Origin of the sequence: Paenibacillus gorillae (genome assembly GCF_000513275.1) — a bacterium.
Lineage (GTDB): Bacteria > Bacillota > Bacilli > Paenibacillales > Paenibacillaceae > Pristimantibacillus > Pristimantibacillus gorillae.
The window spans coordinates 1-23,637 of sequence record NZ_CBVJ010000033.1 but is presented as its reverse complement, the minus strand read 5'-3'; the positions used below and the strand labels follow the sequence as shown (position 1 = coordinate 23,637).

General features: G+C 50.2%; 19 protein-coding genes and 2 pseudogenes. 16 read left to right on the top strand and 5 right to left on the bottom strand.

Annotated features, from left to right (window positions below; genetic code table 11):
* Positions 1 to 15: 15 nt before the first annotated feature.
* On the bottom strand, positions 16 to 237 hold the full coding sequence (locus TY10_RS06300) for a hypothetical protein (protein ID WP_042161720.1): 222 nt from the start codon (positions 235 to 237) through the stop codon (positions 16 to 18).
* Positions 238 to 346: 109 nt separating this feature from the next.
* On the opposite strand from TY10_RS06300, the gene TY10_RS06295 reads away from it, so the two are divergent.
* Both TY10_RS06295 and TY10_RS06290 read left to right on the top strand, forming a co-directional pair.
* Positions 347 to 1,243: a glycerophosphodiester phosphodiesterase gene (locus TY10_RS06295; RefSeq protein WP_042161718.1), complete on the top strand. Its 897-nt coding sequence runs from the start codon at positions 347 to 349 to the stop codon at positions 1,241 to 1,243.
* 81 nt (positions 1,244 to 1,324) lie between these two features.
* Entirely contained in the window at positions 1,325 to 2,554 is a 1,230-nt protein-coding gene (locus TY10_RS06290) for an MFS transporter (protein ID WP_042161716.1), read from the top strand.
* Positions 2,555 to 2,657: 103 nt separating this feature from the next.
* Here the strand turns inward: TY10_RS06290 and TY10_RS06285 are convergent, their stop codons facing one another.
* Positions 2,658 to 3,767, bottom strand: a complete 1,110-nt coding sequence (locus TY10_RS06285) for a ParB/RepB/Spo0J family partition protein (RefSeq protein ID WP_042161714.1) — start codon at positions 3,765 to 3,767, stop codon at positions 2,658 to 2,660.
* 619 nt (positions 3,768 to 4,386) lie between these two features.
* On the opposite strand from TY10_RS06285, the pseudogene TY10_RS06280 reads away from it, so the two are divergent.
* The 4 genes and pseudogenes from TY10_RS06280 (at position 4,387) to TY10_RS06260 (ending at position 9,506) form a co-directional block, all read left to right on the top strand.
* Positions 4,387 to 5,861 (top strand): annotated as a pseudogene (locus TY10_RS06280) (sensor histidine kinase).
* A gap of 7 nt (positions 5,862 to 5,868) precedes the next feature.
* Positions 5,869 to 6,555: a response regulator transcription factor gene (locus TY10_RS06275; RefSeq protein WP_042161712.1), complete on the top strand. Its 687-nt coding sequence runs from the start codon at positions 5,869 to 5,871 to the stop codon at positions 6,553 to 6,555.
* A 134-nt stretch (positions 6,556 to 6,689) separates the two neighbouring features.
* Positions 6,690 to 8,165, top strand: coding sequence for an S-layer homology domain-containing protein (locus TY10_RS06270; protein WP_042161711.1), 1,476 nt, complete (start codon positions 6,690 to 6,692; stop codon positions 8,163 to 8,165).
* Between the two features lie 387 nt (positions 8,166 to 8,552).
* Positions 8,553 to 9,506: an SH3 domain-containing protein gene (locus tag TY10_RS06260; RefSeq protein ID WP_042161707.1), complete on the top strand. Its 954-nt coding sequence runs from the start codon at positions 8,553 to 8,555 to the stop codon at positions 9,504 to 9,506.
* A 170-nt stretch (positions 9,507 to 9,676) separates the two neighbouring features.
* On the opposite strand, the pseudogene TY10_RS06255 reads toward TY10_RS06260, so the two are convergent.
* Positions 9,677 to 10,505 (bottom strand): annotated as a pseudogene (locus TY10_RS06255) (bifunctional 3-deoxy-7-phosphoheptulonate synthase/chorismate mutase); the annotation flags it as partial.
* 669 nt (positions 10,506 to 11,174) lie between these two features.
* Here TY10_RS06255 and TY10_RS06250 point away from each other — a divergent pair.
* A complete protein-coding gene (locus tag TY10_RS06250; RefSeq protein ID WP_042161705.1) occupies positions 11,175 to 12,122 on the top strand; it encodes an EamA family transporter in 948 nt (315 codons plus the stop codon).
* Positions 12,123 to 12,288: 166 nt separating this feature from the next.
* Positions 12,289 to 12,591, top strand: coding sequence for a DivIVA domain-containing protein (locus TY10_RS06245; RefSeq protein ID WP_042161702.1), 303 nt, complete (start codon positions 12,289 to 12,291; stop codon positions 12,589 to 12,591).
* A gap of 170 nt (positions 12,592 to 12,761) precedes the next feature.
* On the opposite strand, the gene clpP is transcribed toward TY10_RS06245, so the two are convergent.
* Positions 12,762 to 13,346: an ATP-dependent Clp endopeptidase proteolytic subunit ClpP gene (gene clpP / locus TY10_RS06240; RefSeq protein ID WP_042161700.1), complete on the bottom strand. Its 585-nt coding sequence runs from the start codon at positions 13,344 to 13,346 to the stop codon at positions 12,762 to 12,764.
* A 158-nt stretch (positions 13,347 to 13,504) separates the two neighbouring features.
* Between clpP and TY10_RS06235 the strand changes: the two genes are divergently transcribed.
* The gene (locus TY10_RS06235) at positions 13,505 to 14,260 is read left to right on the top strand and encodes an RNA polymerase sigma factor (RefSeq protein ID WP_052350398.1); all 756 of its coding nucleotides are present in this window, start codon (positions 13,505 to 13,507) and stop codon (positions 14,258 to 14,260) included.
* Between the two features lie 104 nt (positions 14,261 to 14,364).
* The gene (locus tag TY10_RS06230) at positions 14,365 to 15,021 is read left to right on the top strand and encodes an SDR family NAD(P)-dependent oxidoreductase (RefSeq protein WP_042161698.1); all 657 of its coding nucleotides are present in this window, start codon (positions 14,365 to 14,367) and stop codon (positions 15,019 to 15,021) included.
* 140 nt (positions 15,022 to 15,161) lie between these two features.
* On the opposite strand, the gene TY10_RS06225 is transcribed toward TY10_RS06230, so the two are convergent.
* Positions 15,162 to 18,503: a DEAD/DEAH box helicase gene (locus TY10_RS06225; RefSeq protein WP_042161696.1), complete on the bottom strand. Its 3,342-nt coding sequence runs from the start codon at positions 18,501 to 18,503 to the stop codon at positions 15,162 to 15,164.
* A gap of 214 nt (positions 18,504 to 18,717) precedes the next feature.
* Here TY10_RS06225 and TY10_RS06220 point away from each other — a divergent pair, with 214 nt between their 5' ends.
* From TY10_RS06220 to TY10_RS06195, 6 genes are all read left to right on the top strand, one after another.
* Positions 18,718 to 19,116: a hypothetical protein gene (locus TY10_RS06220; RefSeq protein WP_042161694.1), complete on the top strand. Its 399-nt coding sequence runs from the start codon at positions 18,718 to 18,720 to the stop codon at positions 19,114 to 19,116.
* A gap of 89 nt (positions 19,117 to 19,205) precedes the next feature.
* Entirely contained in the window at positions 19,206 to 20,141 is a 936-nt protein-coding gene (locus TY10_RS06215; protein WP_042161692.1) for a hypothetical protein, read from the top strand.
* 132 nt (positions 20,142 to 20,273) lie between these two features.
* Positions 20,274 to 20,783, top strand: coding sequence for a hypothetical protein (locus tag TY10_RS06210; protein WP_042161690.1), 510 nt, complete (start codon positions 20,274 to 20,276; stop codon positions 20,781 to 20,783).
* A gap of 180 nt (positions 20,784 to 20,963) precedes the next feature.
* Positions 20,964 to 21,923 (top strand): hypothetical protein, encoded by a 960-nt coding sequence (locus TY10_RS06205; RefSeq protein ID WP_042161688.1) that lies wholly within the window; start codon positions 20,964 to 20,966, stop codon positions 21,921 to 21,923.
* A 93-nt stretch (positions 21,924 to 22,016) separates the two neighbouring features.
* Positions 22,017 to 22,421, top strand: coding sequence for a tellurite resistance TerB family protein (locus TY10_RS06200; RefSeq protein WP_042161686.1), 405 nt, complete (start codon positions 22,017 to 22,019; stop codon positions 22,419 to 22,421).
* Between the two features lie 141 nt (positions 22,422 to 22,562).
* Positions 22,563 to 23,637 (top strand): acyl-CoA dehydrogenase family protein (locus TY10_RS06195; protein ID WP_042161684.1); only part of this gene is annotated, 1,075 nt, incomplete at its 3' end.

Genomic DNA, 23,637 nt, shown 5'->3' with positions numbered 1-23,637 from the left:
CATACTACAATCGTTCTACGCGGCATACGATTTCAATCGGCCGCGAATAATAATCGATTGGCGGATAATTATTGGAGCAACCATGCTGCCAGCCGTCGCTGCGATTAAGGAGTGGGACGGAATTTTCAACGCATAGTAGATGAAAGTACTTGCGATAAAGTCAATCCAGATAAATTTCTTAATGTCAGACATCGAAATAAAGATGCAAATATAAGGTTGCTGCTTGGTGCTTTTCATAATCGCCTCCCTGACGGCTCATCATATTCATGTTATTGTATTTATAGGCAGCATTGTCTCATGCCAACAAACAAGCATCTATGCTTCGGGATCAGGAGGAATTACCGTTTTGCGCAAAAAGCAGGTACCATCTTTGTATTTTTACGGTCTTCATGTATTACTCGTTCTGGCTCTTATTGCAGCCGTATTCTCCTTTATAGGAAAACCGCTGTCGATTCAGAGCTGGTTCTCGAATCAGATTCAGGTGGCCACTGTCGCTCATCGCGGAGCCTCAGGCTATGCTCCAGAGCACACTTTATCGGGTTATCGCATGGGCATCCGGTCAGGCGCCGATTATATTGAAATCGATCTGCAAATGACGAAGGACGGCGAGCTCATCGCGATGCATGACGAGACGGTCAACCGCACGACCAATGGCAAGGGCAAAGTAACTTCGATGAATTTATCAGATATAAAGGAGCTGGATGCCGGTTCATGGTTTAATGAGCTTCATCCGATGTATGCAAGGGAAGAATTTGCGAATGAAAAAGTGCCTACGCTTCGCGAAATATTCGAGACATTCGGAAGCGAAACCAATTATATGCTGGAGACGAAGGCGCCGGAGACCAATCCGGGCTTAGAGGAAAAGATGATTGCGCTGATTGACGAATTCAGATTGGCCGATCATGTAGTTGTACAGTCTTTCAGTAAGAGCAGCCTGCGGAAAATTCACAAGCTCAACGCGGACATCGATCTTTTCCAATTGATGTGGTACAACACACCGGCCTTTATAAGCAGCTCTGCGCTTCAGGATATTAGCTCGTATGCTTCCGGCATCGGCTTAAACTTTCAACAGATCAACCCTTCCTATATTCAGAAGGTGAAAGGGGCGGGGCTTCTCGTCTACGCCTACACCGTCAACTATCAGATCAATATGGAGAAGGCAGTGAATTGGGGAGTAGACGGCGTACATACCGATTATCCGGATCGGTTCAACGAGGTGCTGCAACAGCTTTCGGAAAATTAGGGCGAGCGTTTACCTTCACATAATGCAAGCTTTAGCCGGGCAAATTACAGCAAAATCGATCTATTGCTGGAGGCTGGCTATATGGGCAATGATACAGCAGGAACATTATTCCGTGATGCAAAGCTTCGCAAGCTGCTCGTCAGCACCGGTTTAAGCTGGATGTTCGATGCGATGGATGTCGGACTCGTCTCCTTTATTGCTGCGGCATTAAGCGTAGAATGGGGACTTGGAGCCCAGCAGATCGGACTGATGGCCGCGATTAACTCCGTTGGTATGGCTGTAGGAGCAGCTGTTGCAGGTTCACTTGCGGATCGTTATGGCAGGCGTTCGATCTTGTTATGGACGTTGTTGATCTTCTCGGTCGCCAGCGGCTTGTCAGCACTGGCAGTGAGCTTTGTAGTCCTATGCTTCTTGCGCTTTATTGCCGGCTTTGGTCTAGGCGGAGAACTGCCGGTCGCTTCTACGCTCGTATCTGAATCTGTGCCCGTTAAAGATAGGGGACGAGCTATTGTGCTGCTGGAGAGCTTCTGGGCTGGCGGGTGGATTTTAGCGGCGCTGATCTCCTATTTCGTTATTCCCTGTTATGGCTGGAGAATGGCCTTCGTGATCGGAGCAGTTCCTGCCCTATATGCCTTGTACTTACGGAAAGCTGTTCAGGATTCCCCGCGGTTTATGCAGCAAGCTGGAGCCAAGTTAAGCTTTCGCGATCGAATGGAGTCTGTGTGGTCCAGTCCCTATCGTAAATCGACTGCGGCGTTATGGGTGTTATGGTTTACGGTTGTATTCTCGTACTATGGCATGTTTCTGTGGCTGCCGACCGTTATGGTATTGAAGGGCTTTGGCCTGCTGAAAAGCTTCCAATATGTATTGATCATCACGATTGCTCAACTGCCAGGCTACTTTACAGCTGCTTATTTTATTGAAAAATATGGCCGTAAATTCGTTCTAGTGTCGTATTTAGCAATGACTGCTCTCAGCGCCATCTGGTTTGGAACCGCAAGCTCGGAAGCGATGCTTGTAACGGCCGGAATCAGCCTATCCTTCTTTAATTTGGGTGCTTGGGGCGCGATGTATGCGTATACCCCGGAGTTATATCCAACCTCGGTTAGGGCAACAGGAGTAGGCTTTGCGGCTTCGTTTGGAAGGGTAGGGGGCGTCATAGGTCCCTATCTGGTCGGTGTGCTGGTTGCAGGCGGCGTTTCGTTGACGGCCGTGTTTATCGTCTTCTTTATCGCGATTCTCATTGGGGCGGCAACGGTATTGCTGTTCGCTCCCGAAACGAAGGGGATCGACCCTGACCGTCATATATAAGGTGAAAAAAGAGCCAGTCCCATTGAACTGCAACCCAATTGTTAACCGTGTTAACAACAGCGGGACAGCTCAGCAGGGCTGGCTTATTATTTGTGCAATGTCGTTATTGCGTTTGCGTCAAGCTCTTAATTTTATTCCACTCCGTCAGATGGCTTTGCAGGCTCACAAGCAGCGAGTCGATACCGCTTAGCAAAGCTTGTCTCTCTTCGGTACTAAGCTCTTGAAAAGATTGCAGCGCCTCCGGCAGCAGAGCCGAATGGGGAGGAAGCGCGGCGAGCAATTGCTGGAGCTGCTGTGCGATGAACGGTGAATTTACTTCTGGAACCTTCGCAGGCTCTGGCGGAGTGATCGCAATGTCCATTTGCACCGGTGATTCCGGCTTACCTGTAGCTGTTATGTCTGTAGCTGTTGTGACTGCATCAGGTTTGTCTGTATCCGGTTTGCTCGCTTCTGGCTTGCTGCCTGGTTTCGGTTTCACTTCTGCAGGCTGCTTGGCTTTCTCCGCCTTATTATGCTGGATCGTATACCAGGTTTCGAGCAGCCCAGGTCCTGACTTGTAAAGCAGCTTGTCCTTTGTAGAAGCGGTAATCTCGCTGTCTTTAAAGAGCTTTGCGATTTTTTTCACATCACTTACCGGCATTTCATCGCGGGCCATGATCAGCGCGAGCGGGTCACGATGCTCCATCGGCAAATCCTTAAGCGGCAAGAGCTGGTCTTCGGTCAGTTTATCCTTACGGATTTCCGTACCGCTGACGATAAGCTTTTTCACCGCATTGCTGAATTTCAGCAGCTCGCATTTGTTTTTAATATAGGACTCCTGCTTGCCAAGCTTGCTGGATAGAAACTTCGTCGAGCTGCTGAACTTCGGATCATTCAGCAGCTTATGGAATGCTTCTGCCTCTTCAATTGGAGAGAAGCCTTCCCGCGTCAAATTTTCCGCGATTTGCTCCAAGTAAATGTCCAGCTCGTTCGTTACCGTCGAGACAATGCAAGGAATGGCGGGCCGGCCGAGCGTCTTGCAAGCTTTATAGCGTCTGTTGCCATATATAATTTTGTACCGGCCGCCCGCGGTTTCCCTTACTTTAATAGGAGAAAGCAGGCCGAGCTCGTCTATGCTGTTCATTAATTCCTGCAGCGCTTCTTCGTCGAATTGGTACCGGGGCTGCTCCGTATCTTCGTCAATTAAATGAGTGGCAATTTGAACAATATCCATCGTTATCCTCCTATCGGCTGAATCGCCCGCACAACGGCAGGCTCGTGAACACGACTGTTCTATTATAGCATGAATGCTGGAAAATGGAGGGCTGCGATGTGTTTATGATTGAAGTAAGAGGAGAAGAGCCGCTGTGTAGGACCAAGTTATTAATAGCGTTAATAGTTAGTGACATTTAAAGATATGGATTACTGGTGAATGGCCCATATACAGTATACATCCACTACGACATTGCCTCCGAGTACAGATTACTTGTTCATTCGCCGACATTGCGGTACCCGCTAGGCTTAACTCACGCTTCTAGTTGTGAAGTCAGATGTTCACGCTAACCTTACCCCACGAAATAAGGAACAAAATGTAAAAGTGCAGGCTGATGAGCGATAAATGCTCCAAAACACTGTTCAAAATGCAAAAGTGCATTTGAAATCACTCCATTTAGCGCTATGGGGCTATTTTGGGCCAATCAAACTGCACTATTGCATTTTGAAGCGATAAATCAACAAAAAAGCAGCTGACAACATGCAGATTTGCATTTTGATTCGTTATTCTTTACTAATAGATTTCTAAGAAGCGGGATAGTACAATAGGGAACAATAGACTTTTGAAGGAGGCATCGGCATTGTCCATTCGCTTTCGGCTGCTGCTGTCGTTCATGTCGGTAGTCGTCGTGTCCGTTATCGTGTTCGCGCTGGCTGCATATTCGTTGTCGGTTGCGGTAACCGGTGATTTCCGCAGTATCAGCCGATTTTATAAAGTACACTATTCCGTTCATCCGCTTTCTGATGAAGAAGATAATCTGTTCATTGACCTCAAATATTTGGCCAAGCATGACCCCAAGCGTCTGAAGGAGCAGTTGCTGCTTGAAGATTACGACCAGCAGCTGAAAATGGTGCAGGCTGGTCTTGTCGTTCGTGATGAAGAGGGCATTCTCTATCAAACGCCGACGCTCCATAATGTCGATATGGAGGCAGCACTGCCTGCATATGATTTGAGCAATCGTTCGATCCGCAATACGATGAATGTCGGCAACCGTTTTTTTTACTTACGCGAAATTTGATTTTTCATTTCTCATCCGAAACCGGCGAGAAGGGCAGCATCTTCGTTATCCGGGAGCGCAGCCCGTTCGCAGAGATGATCCGCACGCTTCTGCCGATACTGATCGGGATGCTAACAGCCATTTTGCTGCTGACTGGCTGGCTGTTGTATCGCTACGTGACCCGTAAAATCATCAAGCCGCTAGATGCGCTACGGCAGTCTGCCGAGCATATTACCGACGGAGATTTAACGTTTCGGCTGCATTCAAGCTCGCGCGATGAGGTGGGGCAGCTCGTGCTCACCTTTGATCAAATGCGCAGGCAGCTATACGATTCTGTCCAATTACAGCTCCATTATGAGGAGAACCGGAAGCAGCTGCTCTCGAACATTTCGCATGATCTCCGGACGCCGATTACAACCATTAAAGGGTATGCGGAGGGCATTCGCGACGGGGTGGCGAATACGCCGAACAAGCTGGACAAATATGTAGAAGCCATCCATACCCGGGCGTCTGATATGGAACAGCTCGTTGATGAACTGCTGCTTTACTCCAAGCTGGATTTGAACAAGGAGCCGTTTTCGTTCGAGCAGCTGATGCTGCTTCCTTTTCTGAAGAACCTCATCGAGGAGCTTGCGATTGATTTGGATAACGAGCAAGTCGAGGTCAGCTGGCTGGCAGAAGGGGCAGAGGAGCTATTCGTGCTGGCGGATCGGGAGAAGCTAAAGCGTGTCGTCGTTAATTTGCTCAGTAACTGTCTGAAATATATGGTCAGCCATCCTAAACGGATTACGATCGGACTGGATGCGAAGGACGGCTTTGCCATTGTGCAGATCAAAGACAACGGTCCTGGCATCCAGCCTGATGCGCTGCCGCATATTTTCGAACGGTTTTACCGGGAAGAGCCTTCTCGAAGCAAAGCAGCAGGGGGAAGCGGGCTTGGACTTGCCATTGCCAAGCAAATTATTGAAGGGCATGGCGGGGAAATTGGGGCGGAAAGCTTGCCGCAGCAAGGAACAAGCATTTATTTTACGTTAAAAATATTTGAGGATCGTCGGTGATGCAGCTATGAAACGGATTTTAATTATAGAGGATGACCCTTATATCGCTGAGCTCCAGCGCGATTATTTTCAATTGCATGATTTTGCCGTGGAGATGTCCCATGACGGTCGTGAAGGCTTGGCGTTGGCATTAAGCGGAAGCTTTCAGCTGATCATTCTGGATCTTCAACTGCCGGGAACGGACGGATTCGAAATATGCAGGCAGATTAGGGAGAAGCTTGATGTTCCCATATTGATTGTGTCGGCCAAAAAAGAAGAAGTGGATAAAATTCGCGGCTTTGGCCTCGGCGCCGATGATTTTGTGACGAAGCCGTTTAGTCCAAACGAGCTAGTGGCGAGGGCAAAAGCCCATTTGTCGCGCTATGAACGGTTTACCGACAGCAAGAAGGAGCCTGATCGGATCGAGATCCGGGAGCTGTGGATCGATAAATCGGCACGCCGGGTCTTCCTGCACGGGAAGGAAATCGCTTTAACCGCAAAAGAATTCGAGGTGCTGGCTTTTATGGCGGCAAATCCGAACCGTGTGTTCAGCAAAGAGGGTTTGTTCGAAAAGATTTGGGGACTGGAATCGACCGGCGACATTGCGACGGTAACCGTTCACGTCTCCCGCATTCGTGAGAAGATCGAAGCTGATCCTTCAAATCCGCAATTTATCGAGACCGTATGGGGAGCCGGATACCGCTTTACCGTCTGATTCCGCTTCTTGTTTGAACAAAGTTATGACCTTGTTTATAAAAAGTTTATACATCTTTATGCTCCGTTTTAGAGTGCTGTTCTATCATTAATGCATGTACCGAACAACACTTTGAGCGAGAGGAAGAGATAAAGATGAACATCATTCAGCGGAAAACGGCAATCGCAGCTTTAACAGCAATTATTGGCGGAGGAGCGCTGCTCCCCTTTCATATGACAACAGCTTCAGCAGCAGGGACAGCACCGCAGTCCATTGCCGCTGCGTTTAACCAGCAGGTTGACCAAGCCGTACAGCATCTGGTGAAAAAGGGCGTGCTTCAAGGCTATGAAGACGGCAAGCTGAGAGCGGAGAAGGATGTTACGAATGCCGAGCTTGTGAAAATGATCGTCTTGACGCTCGGATCGGCGCCTGAAGCTTCGGAATCAGGCAAGTGGTATACCAAATATGTAGAGAAAGCCGTTGCGAACGGCCTGATAACAGATGAAGAAAGCTTTCAGCCCAACCAGTTGGCTGACCGCGGAGAGGCTGCCGCGATGATTGCAAAAGCGCTGCAGCGCGACGTCAATTCGGTTCGTTACTGGATGGACGGCATCGGTATCAGCCAGACAAAGCTGACACGTGGAGAGACCGCACAGCTGTTAGTGCTGTCCGAACAAGCGATCCGTAAAGAAACGGCTCAAATTCAATCCATTAAGGCGCTGAATGCGATCACGTTCGAAGTTACATTCGATGCACCGCTTACGCTTACGGATGAGGAAACGGCTGTTGCGACTGCAAATTTTGCCTTCGATAACGGATTGAAGCTTAATAATCAGCCCCGGTTGAAGACGGGCTCTATCGCGACTTACATCGTACCGGTTCATACGATGAAAGCCGATACGGTGTACACGTTGAACTACAAAGGCAAGCAAACGTTCAAGGTCGATTCCAGCCAGCAAAAAATTAAGCTGAACGCTACCCGTCAAGTAGCGATGGATACGTTCGAGGTCGATTCTTTCCGGGCGGACGGCGTTATCGATTACGGCTACCTGATCTCGGCTTATGCCGGCGGCCGCGGCGCGAACGCGGTGGTGATGGGCGAGAACAATACGCTGGATGGCAAAGCGATGCAGATCATTTCTTCACTGGCTTCACGGCAAGCTGTATTGACGCCGGAGGGCGGGGAGCCGATTACAGTTAATTATGTCGGCTTTACACAATCGACGGATGGCAAGCAAGAGCCGAAATTCCGGCTGCCTGCAGGGATGACACTTCAGCCTGGGGTGAAATACACCGTATCGTCGGATTGGTTCACGCTGGATAGCGGCAGTTTTGTAGCGGGAACAATCGAGCCGCTTGCCATTGAGTCCGTCACACAGACTGATTCCGCTACTTTGAACGTTACGCTCAAGGCCGATCCGATGGATGAGCTATTTGCTTATCGTTCCATTCAATTGAAAGGCTCGGACGGGACAACGTTAACCGCTCAGTACAAAGTACAGACGCGTAAAGGCGCTGTTGGCGTATTTGAACTACAGAACGGCGGCAAGCTGGCTGCAGGTGTCTCTTATGAAGTAACGCCAGCCGGCAGCTGGGCTGCAGCAAACAGCGTTTCTTTCACAGCTAACTAAACCATTACAAATAAAGGAGCAGAGGAATTTCCTCTGCTCCTTTGCTATTTATGCTGTATAAGCCGGGCACGGGACGGTTCGTCTCCGAATTTTCTAATAATTTTAATGTTCGTCATTCGCGCTTTTTGTTGAAAGATTTCCATTTGATAGAGCGGGACGGACAACCGCAGGCCGGGAAAGAGCTTTCTGCGGCTAATCTATCAGTATTTGCTAGGTTCCGGCAAGACGAATATTTTGAGCTGCGTGCATGTGTCAATATCGGCCATAATACAGCTTGTTTATCGACAAATATACCAACGGCGCCATCAGAACGTTTGACATGCTTCGCAATATCTCGTGTGTACAATCTATCCTATATCGCAAGGTGATGAAGGGAGAGGTACGAATATGCGTAAAAAACGGAATCTGCAATGGTTCGTTTATGTGCTTTGTGCAGCCTTACTCACGACTTTAGGTATGCAATTTCCCGATCCATATAGCAAGTCAGCCGCTGTTGATAAGTCCCAAGGTGTTTCCTTAACAGCTTCTCTAGATCAAGAATGGCTGTCCCTGCCCCAGTTGGAGGCACCGGCTGACAACTTCTCATTCTCAGCTCCCCAGCCGGAGAAAAGACCATCCGTACATATAGCGAGCAGTTCCGATGAATCTGCTTCATCAGCGTCTACGGAACCGCAAGCAGCTAGCGACTTGCCAATAGATGTAACGAGCGAGACTTCAAGCAGCATACCTGCCGATGAGGCTGCAGGCAATAAGCCCGCCATCGAACCGCAACCCGCTGATCCTGTCTACGAGGTAACGGCACATTATTTGAACATCCGCTCTGAGTCCAATGCCAATTCAGAAATCGTCCAGGTCGTTAAGCAGGGGACGAAGCTTGTCATCGATCGTTCGCTTGATAATGGCTGGGTGGCTCTTAAAGACGGAGGCTTTGTGCATGGCCGCTACGTCAAGGAGCTTCATCAGTCCGCCTCAGCAGCAGAAACCCCGGAACGGCTGCAGCAAGTCATTGAACAAGCCTACCTGCGCAATGAGGATACGCTGCGTATAACAATTCCGCAGCCGCTTCCGGAGGAGAAAGAAACAGAACCTCTCAAGCCATCCTCGATTGTTGGTGCTGATTCGGGACTGACCGAATCACATATCGCCGAAATTCTCGATAATACGGCACTCGCCGGACAGAACTTGGAGCAAGCGATATTAAAAATCGAAGAGGAATACGGCATTAACGCTTATTTTACCATTGCCGTCATGAAGCTTGAGAGCGGCAACGGCAAAGCAAGCTGGCTAAAAATCAAAAATCAATCTGTTCGGCTTAAACGCTACCGGCAGCAATCCCCATAACCGCGCATTCACTTTTGAGACGAAGGGTGACAGCGTACTGAAGTTCGGACAGCTGCTCTCTAAAAACTACGTCAACAAAGGCTATACAACTGTGGAGAAGATCGCCCGCAAATATTGTCCTGCGAACCCGGAATGGCCGAATCTCGTGCTCAAAATTATGAAAAGCGACTTCAAGAAACTGTAATTCCGGCTGAAGCAGCCGGGGAGAGCAGCCCAGACCGTTTGACTTCACTGTAGAAAGCTTCGAACTGCTCAAAGTCCAGCTGTTGGGCGGAATCGGAGAGGGCAGCAGCCGGGTTTGGATGTACCTCTACCATAACGCCGTCAGCGCCTGCTGCAAGGGCAGCTTTGGCGCAAGGCGCCATAATTTCTTTGCGGCCGGTGGAATGCGTCACATCGACCAATACCGGCAGATGCGTCTCCAGCTTGAGCAATGGAACCGCCGAAATATCGAGTGTATTGCGCGTCGCCCGTTCGTAGGTGCGGATACCTCTTTCGATAAGCATGACGGTTTTTATTCCCGCCGTACAAAATATATTCCGCAGCATGCAGAAATTCATCCAGCGTAGCCGACAAACCGCGCTTGAGCAGAATCGGCGTGGACAATCGTCCGGCTTCTTTCAACAGCTCGAAGTTATGCATGTTTCTAGCACCGACCTGGATAACGTCGATATAATCGCCAGCCAGCTCCAAATGTCTAGGATCGACGATTTCGCTAATGGTAATTAAGTTAAACTCATCGGCGACCTCTTTCAGCAGCTTCAGTCCGTCAAGACCAAGCCCTTGGAAATCGTAAGGAGAAGTTCTCGGCTTGAAGGCACCTCCGCGAAGGACGTTAACGCCTGTTTTTTTCAACAGTGCTGCGACAGAGCGAAGCTGCTCATAGCTTTCCACGGAGCAAGGGCCGGCGATCATCGCCGGTTGTCCGCCCCCAATGATTGTAGACCCGAGGTGAATCGATGTATTTTCAGTTTGTTTTCCTCGGCTGACGAGTAGATGGTTATAGCTCATATTTGAACATCTCCTTATTGTTTTGTTATGAAAATGAACGCAAAAAAGGCTCCTCTCCGCAAGGGACGAGAAGCCGTGGTACCACCCTAATTAGATCGGCTGGCCTTGAGCTCTAAGGCGGCGCGCGATCTCACTTTGATCTCTTTAACGCAGAGAGTACGGGGAGCTCTACTGCAAGCCGCAAAAGGACTTGCCTTCAAGTTCCGGCTCGGGAGTGAACTTCGGCCAGGACATTCGCTCGGCGGCTCTCAATCGGTGGCGCACCGTCCCTGTCAGGAATGTAACCTTGCTTACTCTCTCCGTCATTGCCTGTCAATGCTATTCGAATAACGCTTGATTAATGAGCATTCTATACCCTTTTTTCACGAACTGCAAGTTTTTTATTTCTGCTTCTCAGTATGCGGCGATTATTAGCCGATTGACAATAACTCACCTGTCATGTAGCATATGACGATATGAAAAAGATTAATTTGTGAACAGTTCATGTCTCGTATAACCCCGCATATTGAAGCAAGAAGGGCGGGGGTCCTACAGGGAGCCTTAACTTCCTAACTGCGAATGATCGGAGAGAACCGCCAAGCGGTTTTTCCCGCCGCAGTTAGGTTTTTTTGCGTTCTATAGAGGCATGAACGCTTAGACAGGAGGACATTTAACCCCATGAAATATTTGATATCCGTCCTAGCTGGCGCCATGAGCTATGGTATTCTATCGACCATCGTCGTACACGCCTACGACCACGGATTTACGCTGGGAGAGGTGGTTGGCAGCCAGCTGTCATTCGGTTTTCTGCTGGCATGGCTATTGGCAGCATTTATCAAATTCAAGCAAAAGCGAGGTGCCAAGGCTGAAAGTCTGTCTGATCCGTCCGCAAAGTGGCGGAAGCTGGAATGGAAGCATAAGCTGCTTCTGGTGCTGGCAGGTGTGCCTTCTGGGGTGACCGGTTTGCTGTATTATCACTCGCTCAAGTATATTCCGGCATCGCTTGCTATCATTATGCTATTCCAGTTCACTTGGATTGGTGTCGTCCTGCAAGCTATTATTCAGCGTAAAAGGCCAAACAGGGCGATTTTGATTTCACTTGTCGTCCTGTTAATCGGAACAGCGCTGGCAGCAGGATTAGCGGCTCCCGGAGGGGCATCATTCAATCTGACGGGCATGGGACTGGGGCTATTGGCCGCCATCAGCTATTCGCTCATGATATTATTCAGCGGCAAAGCAGTTCCGGACGCACATCCGGCATATCGCAGCGCATGGATGAGCACCGGCTCGGTTGCCTTGGCGTTCATCTTATTTCCTCCGCATTTTCTGTTCAACGGGCATTTATTCGAGGGGCTGCTGCTATTTGGAGCGCTGCTCGGATTTTTTGGAGCGTTTATACCGCCATTATTATACGCGGTCGGCATTCCCCATATCGGAGAGGGAATGGCCAGCATTCTGGGTGCAGCCGAACTTCCAGTGGCCGTACTGCTGTCGACATTCGTCCTGCATGAGCATGTTAGCGGACTCCAATGGGCCGGCGTTGTGCTGGTGCTCGTCGGCATTGCCTTGCCTGAATGGTTGAAACGAAAGCAAAAGCGCTCTGGGCCGCATTCTATGGGGGTCTAGTCAGCAGGTAAGAGCTGCCGCAAACCGCAATACTGCACGGTTTTGCTGCGTTTTTTCAAGTTGAAAGGTCAAAGATTTGGCAAAACACCCTCAAACATCGTATAGTTAATACTATAAAGTTTTTATTGATTGATTTGAAAAGCGCTTGAAAGGGGTATTACGTATTATGAGCGAGCTCGGCAACTATGGCATTACATTAACTGCAAACGCTGTTCATGCGAAGCAATTCGAGAAAAAATTCCGCGGCTACAATCCGGATGAGGTGGATGATTTTCTTGATGAAATCATAAAGGATTATAGCCGGATGCAGGATTTGATTCTCAAATATGAAGCGGATCTCGCCGCTATTCATGTTGAACTGTTGAAGAACAAGGAATCATACGATCAATTTATGATTAAACGCCGGATCGAGGATCTGGAAATGAAAGTGTTCGGCGAGAAAAGAGAGCTTTTGCGCCCGCGGGTGTAAGGCACATTTTCCTGCAAGCACGAACTGTACAAAGAGGCTGTCACGACTGGCGTTTTCGCGCCAGGCCGAGACAGCCCCTTTGTGTAATCAGGTCCATCAGCCAACCGGTGCAGGTGGTTGGAGTGATCATTAATTTGGATTGGCCGTACTATGGGGGGTATCAGACTGTATTACAGCGATGTGATGATCTTATCAATCATGCCGTAATCAACGGCCTCCTGAGCTGACATGAAGTAATCGCGATCCATGTCGCGGTCAATCCGCTCCAGCGGCTGGCCGGTCCGGTCGGAGGCGATCCGGTTCAATCTGGCGCGGGTATCCAAGATCCGCTTGGCACTGATGGCGATATCGGATGCTTGCCCTTGTACGCCGCCATGCGGCTGGTGGATCATGATCTCGCTGCTTGGCAGCGCGAACCGGTTGCCTTTTTCACCTGCCAGCAGTAAAATAGCGGCAAAGGAAGCGGCCATGCCGATACAAATCGTATGAACAGGCGGTTTAATAAATTGCATCGTATCGTAGATCGCGAAGCCTGCTGTTGTTGAGCCTCCCGGACAGTTTATGAACAGCGAGATTTCTTTCTCTGGATCTTCCGCCGCTAGAAACAGCATTTGGGCAATGATGCTGTTTGCCGTCTGGTCATCGATAGCGGACCCCAGGAAAACGATCCGATCCTTCAGCAGACGGGAATAAATATCGTAGGAGCGCTCGCCGTTTTTCGTCTGCTCCACTACATAAGGGACATATGAACTCATTTGACATTCCTCCATGTTTCATAATTGGTTTTCGCTAGGAAGACGAATTAACGACCTGACAGGATACGATTTTTCACGAAAAAAATCCGGTTTATTTTTTTAACACAGGCGTATCTTTTGAAGCGGGTAATTCGTTTACTGAATAAGGGGGTGCTGGAATGAACGGATGGAATCAAGAGGGAGTTGAACATCCCGCTGCCCGGCTGGGCGAGGAGACGACAAAGCTGCTGGATGCGGCGCTGGGGCGATATTGCATGGCGATCACCGCTTCCCGTCATGAAGCTGAGGACTTGGCGCAGGAAACTTGGCTAAAAGCGATTAGCAAGCTTAATGGTGAGGGGCATGCGAATGCGGAAGCCTATCTGCTGCGCATTGCACGCACGACATGGGTGGACCGGGTTCGGAGAAAAGCCAGAAGTGCCCGTCTGGAAACGGATAGCCATGCCGCAGATACGAAGGCAGAGGATGATTTTGCCGAAATTGAAGCGTTGCTGCATGTGCTTCAGAAACATCTGTCGCCGCTGCAGCTGCTTGTGTTCGTGCTTCGGGAAACGATGGGTTACTCGATAGATGCAACGGCAGCTCTTCTGCAGACTAGTGAAGGGGCTGTGAAGGCAGCGCTGCACCGGGCCCGGAGATCATTAGCTGTTATTCGGAAGGAGCTTCTCAGCGAAGGATTGCCAGAGCCGAAGGAAGAGGGAATGAAGCTCTACATTCGTTCGCTTGCCGCTGCATACCGGTTAAATGATACGAATTCGCTGATCGCGCTCGTTCAGCATGACGCTTCGCATGCAGCGATTGCGGTTGGCCTCGTGCAGAATAAAGCGCTGCAGCTGCAGCAGGCTGTGCGGGAGAAAGCTATCATGCAGCATACTGGCCCAATTGCCGGCTTCGGCGTTAGGATGGCTGCTTAGTCGGACCTGCATTGAAAAATATAATCGAGCTCTCAAATTTTCTATTAGATTAATTCCGATGGGAATGGTAAGTTATAGAAAATGACGCAAGGGAGTGTAGAGATATGAGTAAACCGCTAGTCGTAATCGTTGGTGCAGGCTCTGGAGTCAGCGCAGCAGTGGCACGCAAATTCGGGGATAACGGATTTCGTATTGGGCTTGTTGCACGCAGAGAGTCGTCGCTAGAGGAGCAAGCCAATGCGCTCAAAGAGCTTGGCGTCGAAGCATTTGGCATAACAGGAGACGCCGGAAATCCGGCATCCATCGCCGAAGCGTTCCAGACCATTAGGGAGCAGCATGGAGAGCCGGATGTTCTTGTCTATAACGCTGCCGTAATCTCGTCCGGACTGCCTTCCCAACTGGAGGAAGAACGATTGATCGACGAATTTAAAGTCAATGTAGTAGGCGCATTGAGCAGCGTTCGGCAGGTTGTTCCTGGATTCGTCGACCGCAAGGAAGGCACCATCCTGATTACAGGCGGCGGTTTCGGTATCTATCCAAATGCTGCGTACTCTGCTTTGTCGATTGGCAAAGCGGGCGTCCGGTCATTCGCTTATTCGCTCGCTGAGGAACTTAAGCCGCATGGCGTGTACGTCGGCACCGTTACGATCGGCGGCTACGTAGCGAAGGAAACGTTCTATGATCCGGATGTCATCGCCGAGAAGTACTGGCAGTTGTATCAGAATCGTGATGAAGTGGAAATCGTATTTTCACAACCGTAAGGGAATCATTCCGTTAAGCAGCGCCGGGAGCGGCTTGGCGGACATTAGCATCAGCCATTCTTCTGGCTGATTTTTTTTTTGCGTTGGGCGGTAAAAGGACAAACAGCGCTGCCGGATGGCAGCGCTGTTCCTAGCTCTATTCATAGCTGCAGAAGCTCGCGAATATCCTGCTCCGTTAAGGCGGACAGCGCTTCTTCACCAGGCTGTACAAGATTATCCAGCAGGTTAAGCTTCTTTTGCTGAAGCTCGTACATTTTCTGCTCGACGGTTCCTTGCGAGATCAGGCGGACGACTTGGACGACGTTTTTCTGCCCCATGCGATGGGCACGGTCAGCAGCTTGTTGTTCGACAGCCGGATTCCACCATAGGTCATACAGAACGACGGTGTCAGCCCCAGTCAGATTCAGGCCGGTTCCGCCAGCTTTGAGCGAGATGAGAAACAAATCCCGTTCGCCATCGTTGAATCGATTGCATAGATCTACCCGGTCTGACACTGGAGTCTGCCCGTCGAGATAAAAGAACGGGCTGCTCGTTGAAGTCAGCTCGCGGCCAATCAATTTCAACATTTCGGTAAACTGGGAGAAAATGAGCATACGCCGCCCGGATGCCCGGCATTCTTCTATTAAGTCAAGCAGCTGCTCCAGCTTGGCAGAGCCGCCGGCATAATCCTCCACGAACAGGGCAGGGTGGAGACATAGCTGGCGAAGCCGGGTCAAGCCGGCCAAAATTTTGATTTTGTTGCGCTCAAACGTTTTATTATTCAAATGCTTAAGCGTATCTTGCCGGAGCTTAGCCAGATAGGCGGCATACAGCCGCTTCTGATCCGGCAGCAGCTCGGAAATTTGCTGCGTTTCGATTTTTTCCGGCAGCTCCTTCAGCACATCCTCTTTCCGCCTGCGCAGCAGGAACGGCCGTATGCGCTTCGCGATCAGCTCTGGACGCATTTCGTTAAAAGTCTTGCGGTCCGGCAGCAGAGCCGGGAATACAGCCTCGAAGATCGACCATAGCTCCTCCAGCCGATTCTCTACCGGCGTGCCGGAGAGAGCGAAGCGGTAATCGGCATTCAGCAGCTTGACGGCCTGCGCCGTTTGCGTCAAATGGTTTTTGAAAAACTGGGCTTCATCGACAATCAGCGTATGGAAATTTTGCCTCGCATACCGTTCAATATCCATCCGAAGCAGCGGATACGAGGTAATGAGAATATCTGCGGCTCCGCTTGGAGCGTTGTTTATAAATGCATGGCGTTCCGCCTTGGTCCCGTCTGCGACGATGACGTTAATTTCTGGAGCGAATCGTTTCAGCTCGTTGCGCCAATTGTAGACGAGAGAGGCAGGGCAGACGATCAGCGCCGGTTTCTTCTCCTCCCGGATTTGCGGAATGACCGAGAGCAGATAGGTGATGCTTTGCACCGTTTTCCCCAGTCCCATGTCATCAGCCAATATCCCCCCGAACCGGTAATTCGCCAGCGTCTTCATCCATTGGAAGCCAAACTTCTGATACTCTCTCAGTGTTGCATGAAGACCGTCCGGGAGCTCGAATTCGAATTGATCCGGATTGCGCAAGTTTTCTAGCAGCTCTCGCAGGCTTTTATCGAGCTTGACGACGCCTCTGGACGATGTGTCGGCATCGATAAGCGGAAGGCCGCGGACGATCGGCAGGCGGACACCGTTGCCGTCCAGATCACCTGACCGGATGCCCACTTCGTTCAATACGCGAATCATTGCAAGCAGCTGCTCATGCTCAAGCGGCATTAAAGCCCCGCTCGGCAGCCGGTAGTAGCGGCGTTTCTCCTCCACGGATTGAATAACCTCGCGAATTTCCGACTCGGGAATGCCGTCTATCGAGAAGGTGAACTGCAGCCAGTGCATCCGCTCATCGGAGCGAACCGATATTTTCGGAGGTATGGTACCCGTATGCAGTCTGATCTTAACGGCTGTCGTTGCATATACCCGCAGCAATTTCTCCAATTGCGGAACGATATGATACAGAAAATGATACTCTGTCTCTTCCTCGGCGGTGACGTAGCCGCTCTCCGTCTTGAGGAAGCCGCTGCTGTCCATCAGCTCCAATATATGCCGTTCCTGCTCGCCGTCGCGCATCAGAATGCGGTCAGTGGAACGGGAGCGGCCGGCTTCAGCTTCCAGCGGATTAATGACAATCTCCCCGTAGTGAAATTCAAGTGCTGCCAGCAGCCTGTCCTTCACGCGGTCAAGGAACAGCTTCGCTTTCAGCGGGGTGTGTACGATCTTCTCGGCGACCGGCTCCGCGATATGCACCGAGCCCAGCTTCATCAACCCGGGTACGACCTTTTCCATAAAAGGCTCGATAAGCGGGGCTGCAATCTGCACTTGTCCCTTGAACGAGCCCTCCAGCATGAGCTGCAGCTCAGACAATCTGGCAAGCTGCTCTGGCGGCAGCTGGAACAATTCCCCACCGGCACCGATTACAGCGCCGTAATCGCCCAGCACGGTCAGCTGTTCTAAGCCGTCTGCCGTCAATTGATAACTGCTAGAATCGGATTGGCGCTCGGACTGGTCGAACTGAAACTTCACAGGCAGAGCCTGATCGCTAATCCGGATACCTTCTGCAATGCCATAGTCGTGAACAAGCAAAACTCCCGGGGAGCTTGTAAGCAAAGGCAATACGGCGTTCCACCACATTGGCGGAATAAGGAGCATCCGCTCATTGCCCGAGCCCGCTTTGCGGGAAGGATACACCGAAGATTTGCCTGGCGTCATGGCCGATCCGCGAAGCAGCTTCTCTTGCTTGGTGATTTGAATGAACAGCTGCAGCACAGCATCCTGTTCCGGCCGGAAGCAGTATTGCTCGGGATCATAGACGAAGCTTTTCGTAAACATATACGGCTGCCGTTTCTCCAGCTTCTCCAGAAAATCTTGAATATGCTGAACGATATACATCCTTTTCGGTCCGGCTTTCAGCTCGATGCCAAGCACATGCTTGCGGCTGCCGTAGGGTATCGTGTGAACGGCAAACTCCACCTCAAGCGGGATGCGGGAATCGAACAGGCGGCCGGCGCCGCTTGCCGGTAGACGCTTATTTTCGAACAAACGGATGATGCTGTCCGCCGCTTGCTCCTCGTCCGTATAGCGCGGAGTTAAAGCCCCGGACCGGTCTTCTTGAGGCTCGGGGTGAAGCAGCGATGGGAAGGCGCGAACGGGCACGAAGCCCTTTTCCGCCTCGTTATGAACATGAATTAATAGGGCGGCGATATGCTTGCAATAGGTAGATCGCGAATAAAAGGGCGGGCAGTTGCAGGTCGCATGCACATCCCCGTTCGTGTCAATCTCCGCGTTGACGCGGTAACGGCTGCCGCCGCCAGCAATCTCTGCTTTGTAGCGATGGGAGTCGGGGTCGCTCATAATCATGGCAACTTTATGTTGGCCTGCGTAATGCTCGCCTTCGTTGTAGGCTTCATTTCCGCATAGCAGTTTAATAATTCGTTTGGAAACGATAAAGCTCATGCAATCAATCTTCCTTCGAAATATGTCGTATATCTACAATGATACCAGATATCGAAGAGCGGCTGACAGGAAGAAATGGATTTTCGCCCGTATGCACACTAATCACTAGCGGGACTACGAAAGATAGAACTGTTCGCATGAACGTTCCCGTTGATAAGATGTAACAGAAAGCTGCACAGTTGCAGCGTTTGGTTACAAAATGGGAGGGAATAAAATGCGTATCGACGATAAGGTTGCTGCCATTGCGATTTCGATCTTTGCGGGCAGTTTTGCCAGCGCACTGTTGATTTCATTATTGTGTTTCAATTTTGGAGCTGTACTTATAGTCTGTATGTTTTGTTTTGTGATGACGACTGTAGTCGGCGTACCGCTATCGCTGCTCATTCATAGCATGATTCGGAAAAGCGATTCTTTAAGCGCATTTTTTCGCATTGTTGCGCATATGGTTGCAGGTTATGGAGCCGTTATGATCTTTCATCTATCGGTAGGCACGTCGTTCGAGAGCAGCTTTAGGCTGGAGGATTCACTGTTTACGTTCTCGGGCGCCATTAACGGTCTTGTATATGGTTCTATTTACGAATTGTTTAGACAGAAGTGGGGGAAAGTTGTATAAACTTGGAGTGTGCAGAGCTGCACCCTTTTTCCAGCTTATCTCGTCTGAGTGGGTAATTAACGCAGGATTGAATCGTCGGGGGGATTAGGTTGAGAAAATTATGGATTACTTTATTTGCTGCCGTATTCGTTCTATCGGGGTGCGGGGCAACAAGTCCAAATGGACCAAGCAGCGCTTCGCCATCATCGTCAACAGCCGTGAGCAATGAAACACCGACGCCTGCTTCAACGCCGGAACAATCACTGGAGCCGTCAGAAACGCCAAATTCTCCCGACAAACTTGCGGATCTTTCGGTTCTTTCGAAAGGGATTTTCGGATTTGCCAATTCCACGGGCAGCAAGCTGCTTGCCGAACGTGGCGACGGCGGGCAACCGCCGAAAGGGAATTTGATTGCAATTGGGGATCAGGGCCGCGTCGTTACTGTAACGTATGCCGGCAGCCAAGAAGAGACGGAAGCAGATAACGGAAGACAGACCTCACAAAACTTCGACCAATCAAGAGGGTGGCTGTATGACGTTATCGGAAGTCAAGCGACCGATAATGAGAGCTATTTTATTATAGATAAAAGCTTGCTGAACGAAAATATGCTTCTCCCGCTTCGTGAAGCGGACCAGCAGACGGAGCCTGCAGCCTTGAAAGCCGATATCGAGAAGCTTAAAGGCCGCAAAGTGAAATCGGTGTCGCCATTGCAAGCGATCGGTGCTGATCAACACGCTTATCTCGTCGTATTCGCCCGGGAAGGCGATAACATGCTCGCTAGCCTCGCTTTCAGCGATGGTGAGCAATGGGTGTTTCATGATTTTCCTGCCACTTATGATGAGAATTCGACATGGCGAGTTGATGACGGCGGCGTTATCGAGCCGGAGCAATTCTCGTTTCTGCTTGCGGCTGCCACAAAGGACGGCGTTCTAATCGGATATAAGTGGATGGGAGCTGAAGGGGAAAACGTCGTGTTTCTATCGATTGCAGACGGGAAAGCAACGGAGATTGAGCCTGGCTACGGCAGATACATGTCGCCTATCTAAGGGATAACTTGTGTTTGATAAATCTTTTTTATGGACTGTAGCTTTTTTGTAACTTCTTGCAGCCCATGAACGTTATATTCTATATACAAGACGAATATAAATCTACACCCCTTAGAAGGAGCGGCTGGTCCGATGAAAAAATATACGATGTTTGCCCTCGTTGCAATTGTTTGTTTAACCTCTGTCAGTCTTGTCATGGCTGGAAGCCGTGAATATGCACCCGTCGTTCAGACACCAAGCATGGAGACTGGTTATGTGGAACGGCTTGTCCATTCCGATAAAGGCTATTCGCTAGATTTCGATTCAATAGAATGGTATGAAGGCGATGCTGCGACTGCGAAGTTCAGAGAGAGAGAAGGAGATTCCGGTTTGGATGCTCCGCCGGATGGTTATTATATTGTTAACGACGATCCTTCTGTAAAAACTCTGCCTATTGCAGACGATGCTGTCGTGCTGATGCAAATCTATGATCGCGATGGCCATGCTGCAAATGCAGACATCCAGTGGGATGAGCAAATTTCGCTGGCGGCATTTGCCGAGCATTTCAGTAAGGATGAATCGATCAAGCTGAAAGATTTCCCTTATCACATAACGGTAAAAGACGGTAAAGTGGTACGTATCGTACAGCAATACATTCCATAATTACACTTCATTATTAACTAATGAGTCTAGCAGAAGCCTTCGCTTAGAGGGCTTCTTTTTTATAGGAGGAAATGATAGGGATTTGTAAAATTGGATAAAAACCGTAACCTTTAGGGCGGCCCTTACGTCTGTATGGGTACGAAGCCTGCAAACGCGGGTGATAAAGGAGGACTTTCCAAAATGAAAGCATTCAATCAACCACATCAACTATTGAAAAAGACACTCGTATTAGGTTTGGCGCTTTCGCTGACGGCTGGTACAGCTGTTATTGCAAAAAGTCCGCTGCATGCAGCAGCAGCTTCCGCAACGGCTAGCGGCACTGTCAATGCCAGCGTTGCAGCTTCCATCTACAAGCAATTCGAAAAATATGTGAGCAAGCCTGCGACATTAGCGAAAGCACGCGCTTATCTGATTAATAACATTAACCGGGTAAGCAAAACACAGGCGACAATTATGACGCTGCATCTGGAAAATGCACAGCTGGCGCATTTGCCTGCTTTTTCCGAGAAGCTCTACCCGCAAAATATTCAGAAAGAAATCGATAAAGCGTATCGTAAAAAAGGGATTTCGCTGGATGCGCTGATCGGGGCAACGACGGATGCGAAAACGAAAGCTCTGCTTATAGAAGCCAGAGACAAAGGATATAAACTGGAGACGAGTGAAGGCATGTATTACCCGGTTATGCATTACCAAAGCTTTAAGCAGTTCCAGAGTCATATTAACAAAGATATAGCGTCATACATCGATCTAATGGCTGTCGCTTCCAACAGCCCCGTCGCTTTCGATGGTGCGATTGTGATCGGCTGGGATGAGCTGATCTCACGTACGGTGGCTTTGGAAACTTTTCTGAAGCAATATCCGAAATCGAACCGGGCGACCGTGATTAAGGAGCATTTCCAGCTTCTGAAGTCCCGCACATTTTACGGCGCGAGCAACACACCGGTTTATGACAGCTTTGGTCCGAAAGGCGAGACAGCCATTAATCCTAAAGTTCGGGCGGCCTATGAGGCAGCGGTCAAGAAAGGAAACGGCGGCAGCGTGTTTCTCTCCTCGATACAGAGCCTGTTGAAGCTGCTGGACGGCAGCAACAACTTGCAGACCGCTGAAATTAATCGTTTTTTAGAGAAACAGGTGCAATAGTTGAATAAATCTGCTCCTGAGAGTAGGAAATGCGAATCTCTGCGTCGAATCCATACACAGACATTTAAATTCGACATAGGAGCGTGAACGCAAATGTTTTTGCACTTTCTTCATCATATGGAACATAAAATAGCATTTCTGGATTTGGCGAATCGGGTGGCGAAGGCTGACGGTTGCATAAACACGAAGGAAAAGGACTACATCCGGCTGTTTATGAACGAGATGAATATTTCGGAAGCAGATTATCAATGCCAGGATCATCGGGACATTAAAGAAATTATCGGGGATTTGCAGGATGAGCAAGTAAAGCGTATCTTTTTCGCAGAAATACTGCTGCTCGTGTTCGCCGATGGGGATTACAATGACGATGAGAAACAGCTGGCTAGAAAGCTGCAGGAGCTGTTCAGTTTATCCGAGGAGACGTATGAAGCGTTCAAAGATTGGGTGGTCCGCATGGATCAGCTGAAGCTTGAAGGTTTGAAAATAATATTGGCTTAAGGATAGAGGGCGCATGCCCTCTATTTTTTTATGCCGAAACCGGGTTATTTTTACGATTGTCCAATTCATATCCTATATCATCCGCAAAAGCCGTCGATCCTTGTCCACCAGTGAGGTTACAGCGATGAAGGGGGTGGGAGGTTGCGCTTCCAGCTAAGCGAGGAAACGGAAATGCTGCGGGCGGCGGTTCGCGCCTTCGCGGAAAAGGAGCTTGCGCCCTTCGCGCGGGAGCGGGATGAGCGCGGGGGTGTGGGGCGGAGCGTTTGGGGCAAGATGGCGGCTATGGGTCTGGCAGCAATTCCGCTGGAGGAGCAGTATGGCGGCGCTGGCGGCACAGTGCTCGACTATGCGATTGTACTGGAGGAGCTCGCAGCGGCATGCCCATCATCGGCGGCCATGCTGGCGGCGCACACTGGTTATGCAGTGTGGCCAATTCGACATTATGCCTGTCATAACGGTAACGGGAAGTTCAACAGCAGGCTCGCTGCATTAGCGGAAGGCCGTCTTCTTGGCGGATTCGCTGCACCGCCGCCGGACGAAGGTTCACTTATCGCAGAGCCTAATAATTCGCTTCAAGGCGGTTATAGATTGAATGGCGTTACCAATATGGCTGTAAATGCAGAGACTGCCGATCTGATTATTACATTTGCTCGCATTCATAGACAGGGAGGAAAACGGGGGAAGCTTACTGCATTTGTGATAGAAAAAGGGACACCAGGCTTTCATGCTGTACCCGGTGGTGCCAAGATCGGTCTTAAGGGCTTCAGCACAGGCTTGCTGCAATGTGAGAATTGCCGGTTAGTCGAGGACACCGACCAACTGGGGCGCCTAGGTCAAGGGCGCGCGATCGCTGCTTCCGTCGTCGAAATCGGCAATATCGGGGCGGCTGCCCAAGCGGTGGGCATCGCTCAGGGGGCGCTACGCGCCGCTGTCGATTACGCCAAAACGCGCAAGCAGTTTGGCAAGCCGATTAGCCGGCAGCAAGGCATCGCCTTTAAGCTTGCCGATATGTTAACGCAAGTGGAGGCGGCGCGGCTTCTCGTCTACCAGGCCGCATGGCGCATGAGCGAGAAGCTGGCATGTGCGCGAGAAGCTGCTATTGCGCGTAAAATATCCGCCCAAACGGCGATAGCCGTAACGCTGGAGGCGGTTCAGTTGTTCGGCGGGTACGGTTATATGAAGGAATATGGCGTGGAGCGGATGCTGCGTGACGCGA

Excerpts from the sequence above, each read along its gene's own strand:
- TY10_RS06300 (WP_042161720.1), bottom strand. The coding sequence starts at position 237 with ATGAAAAGCACCAAGCAGCAACCTTATATTTGCATCTTTATTTCGATG.
- TY10_RS06290 (WP_042161716.1), top strand. The coding sequence starts at position 1,325 with ATGGGCAATGATACAGCAGGAACATTATTCCGTGATGCAAAGCTTCGC.
- TY10_RS06285 (WP_042161714.1), bottom strand. The coding sequence starts at position 3,767 with ATGGATATTGTTCAAATTGCCACTCATTTAATTGACGAAGATACGGAG.
- TY10_RS06275 (WP_042161712.1), top strand. The coding sequence starts at position 5,869 with ATGAAACGGATTTTAATTATAGAGGATGACCCTTATATCGCTGAGCTC.
- TY10_RS06270 (WP_042161711.1), top strand. The coding sequence starts at position 6,690 with ATGAACATCATTCAGCGGAAAACGGCAATCGCAGCTTTAACAGCAATT.
- TY10_RS06260 (WP_042161707.1), top strand. The coding sequence starts at position 8,553 with ATGCGTAAAAAACGGAATCTGCAATGGTTCGTTTATGTGCTTTGTGCA.
- TY10_RS06250 (WP_042161705.1), top strand. The coding sequence starts at position 11,175 with ATGAAATATTTGATATCCGTCCTAGCTGGCGCCATGAGCTATGGTATT.
- TY10_RS06245 (WP_042161702.1), top strand. The coding sequence starts at position 12,289 with ATGAGCGAGCTCGGCAACTATGGCATTACATTAACTGCAAACGCTGTT.
- clpP (WP_042161700.1), bottom strand. The coding sequence starts at position 13,346 with ATGAGTTCATATGTCCCTTATGTAGTGGAGCAGACGAAAAACGGCGAG.
- TY10_RS06235 (WP_052350398.1), top strand. The coding sequence starts at position 13,505 with ATGAACGGATGGAATCAAGAGGGAGTTGAACATCCCGCTGCCCGGCTG.
- TY10_RS06230 (WP_042161698.1), top strand. The coding sequence starts at position 14,365 with ATGAGTAAACCGCTAGTCGTAATCGTTGGTGCAGGCTCTGGAGTCAGC.
- TY10_RS06225 (WP_042161696.1), bottom strand. The coding sequence starts at position 18,503 with ATGAGCTTTATCGTTTCCAAACGAATTATTAAACTGCTATGCGGAAAT.
- TY10_RS06220 (WP_042161694.1), top strand. The coding sequence starts at position 18,718 with ATGCGTATCGACGATAAGGTTGCTGCCATTGCGATTTCGATCTTTGCG.
- TY10_RS06210 (WP_042161690.1), top strand. The coding sequence starts at position 20,274 with ATGAAAAAATATACGATGTTTGCCCTCGTTGCAATTGTTTGTTTAACC.
- TY10_RS06205 (WP_042161688.1), top strand. The coding sequence starts at position 20,964 with ATGAAAGCATTCAATCAACCACATCAACTATTGAAAAAGACACTCGTA.
- TY10_RS06200 (WP_042161686.1), top strand. The coding sequence starts at position 22,017 with ATGTTTTTGCACTTTCTTCATCATATGGAACATAAAATAGCATTTCTG.